This is a genomic window from Sulfitobacter sp., from assembly GCF_036960155.1.
Classification (GTDB): domain Bacteria; phylum Pseudomonadota; class Alphaproteobacteria; order Rhodobacterales; family Rhodobacteraceae; genus Sulfitobacter.
The window spans coordinates 37,784-40,102 of record NZ_JBALWB010000001.1; the positions used below are offsets into that span (position 1 = coordinate 37,784).

Sequence of the window (2,319 nt, forward strand, 5' to 3'; positions counted from 1 at the left end):
ACCAGTCTTGACTGAGGAATGACTGCGCCATCTTTGTTTAATCCAAGCTCAACCAGCGCCAAGCCCACAGCCGCATCCAGTCAACCATCGGCCTGGTCCAGATTGCGATCAAGCGAGCTTCGGTCACGTCAATCTTGCCGACGCCCTCCATGCCCGGCAGAATATTATCAAAGCCATCGGTAAGCTCTGCCTCGACACGAAAACTGGTTGCGCCGTCTGCATATTCAGCCACAGGCGTAATTTTGCGAACCGCAAAGGGAAAGCTGGTGTCAGGCAACGAGGTCACAACCAGCGTACCTGTCTGGCCTTCGACCACATCAGCGATACGTCTTTCATCCACACGCAGGGTCACGCGGTACGCATCTATGGGGGTTACGGTCAGCAACGCCTCGCCGCGCGCCACTGCAGCACCAATAGACTGCGACAGGTCTCCCGAGGTGATAATGCCTTCATAAGGTGAGACCAGCTCGGTGCGTTCGATCTGCTTGTCGATCAGGTTTATCTGCGCCTCGATTTGGTCGATCTGGCTGCGGCGCACCTGTGTTTCGGCGCGATCACGTGCAGCAAGCGCGCGGTCATATTCAATCTGGCCGCGTTGCAGCTCTGTCAGCAAGCGTAGCCGTTCCAGCGTCAATTCGCGGTCATCCAGTCGCACTAGTACCGCGTCTTTGCTGACGACATCACCCGCGCGGGCAAAGCTTTCGGCGATAAACCCGTCCGCAGATGCGGCGATGGTACGCTGCACGGCACCTTCAACAACAGCATCCGCAGCGATGCGATCCTCGCCCATAGTGAACCAAAAAAACGCAGTCAACGCGGCGACACACACCAACAAAGCCTTGCGCCCCAAATAGCCCGGACCTGCGAGCCTGATAAAATGTCCACCAAGGCTCTCGCCCAGCTTGCTCAACAACCATCTGTCGTTGCGGCGTTTCTCATCCAAAACCGGGGCCAAAACCGTACTGACGGCTTCCAAAATCTCTATCTCATCTTGTGAAAACGGCTGATCCGTGGGCCGCTCAAACGTCACCGCGCCAATGAAATGGCCGCGACTGTACAGCGGCGTCGTCATGATGTGCCCTACGGCCTGCGCCTGAGCCAGTTTTTGATGCCGATGCGTGGCACGCGGATCATCGCTCTGGGTTTCGGGCCAGATCACGACGCCGCGTTGGTCAATCGCTTCATCCATTGCGGCCCCCAAAAGCCGCACCAGATTCATTTGTTTGTTAAACTGCGCCGAATGAGAAATTGCTGACACTCGGGTACGAAAAAACCGCTGAAATCCAATCGTGACCCTATCGCAGTCAAATCGGGTCGCAAGGGCGGTCGTCGCAGAACGAGTGGCAGTAGCGATGTCCTTTTGCTCGGCCACATTCACAACCGAGTTCAGCGCCTCTATTGCATTGGAATAGCGCCGCTTGTCGGCCATCGACGCATCGCGCCGCAAGACATCGCGCATCCAAGCAGCACCCCATTGCAGTCGCCGCATTTCGACTCTGAGGTCTGTCTGGTCCTGAGGCAATATCTCGGCGCCAACCGCACCCAGAACAATGCCGTCAACAACAAGCGGCGTTGCCACACTGACAAGGCCACCAGTCAGCTGTCCCCCGTCACCAACACCACCGCGAACAACACCACGGTTGTTCTCCATCGCCGCTTCTGCGGCGCCGATCAGCGCCCCCGCGGGCATCCGCGTCCTCGGCCAATGAGAGGTGGCCCTTAGTCGCCCACCCTCCGGATCAACCAGAAACACACAAACAGCCTCAGCACAGTCAAGCTGGCCGAACATAAGTGGCGTCCATGCCTGTGCAGCACTCTCCAAGCCATCAGCCTGACCAAGATTTTTCCAAAGGCCCTGTTCAGGCAGCGTCACACGGCCTGCTTCAGCAGCAGGCTTGATTGTGTCACTGCCGCCTATGTCGTTCATTTGTCGTCTACTTTTAGCACACCATGTCGCGATTCATATTCCCGCAGGACACCTGTTAGAATTTGATGCAGCCGCTTGGTGGCATAGGGTGTCATGATAACACGATTGTTCAGATCAACCTGAACAGGCTCCGTAGCACCCGCATTCCAAGTCTTATTCGTACCAAAGAAAAATTCGATCTGTTCACGGGTGCCCTGCACGTTCACAACATTTGCAAAGCTCGTCTGCATGTCACTGTCATTCCATACTACCGAGGTATCGACTTTCTTTGGTTCATCATTCGTTTCGGCCATTATATCTCCTGAAGGTTCCAGTCTGTGTCTGCCTTACGACTGACGCATCAGGGGCAGCCTAGCCGACTGCCCCTCCTAAAGTCAAAATCTTCAATAGCT

General features: G+C 55.9%; 2 protein-coding genes. Both read right to left on the bottom strand.

All coding sequences use genetic code 11. The annotated features are described in order from the left end of the window. Positions 1-37: 37 nt before the first annotated feature. Positions 38-1,927 carry an efflux RND transporter periplasmic adaptor subunit gene (locus V7775_RS00170; protein ID WP_335749833.1) on the bottom strand — a complete coding sequence of 630 codons (1,890 nt, stop codon included), beginning with the start codon at positions 1,925-1,927 and terminating at the stop codon, positions 38-40. After that, a complete protein-coding gene (locus tag V7775_RS00175) occupies positions 1,924-2,220 on the bottom strand; it encodes a DUF3467 domain-containing protein (RefSeq protein ID WP_335749834.1) in 297 nt (98 codons plus the stop codon). Before V7775_RS00175 ends, V7775_RS00170 begins: the two co-directional genes overlap by 4 nt. Positions 2,221-2,319 lie beyond the last annotated feature (99 nt).

Coding starts and splice junctions, on each gene's coding strand:
- V7775_RS00170 (WP_335749833.1), bottom strand. CDS start 1,927: ATGAACGACATAGGCGGCAGTGACACAATCAAGCCTGCTGCTGAAGCA.
- V7775_RS00175 (WP_335749834.1), bottom strand. CDS start 2,220: ATGGCCGAAACGAATGATGAACCAAAGAAAGTCGATACCTCGGTAGTA.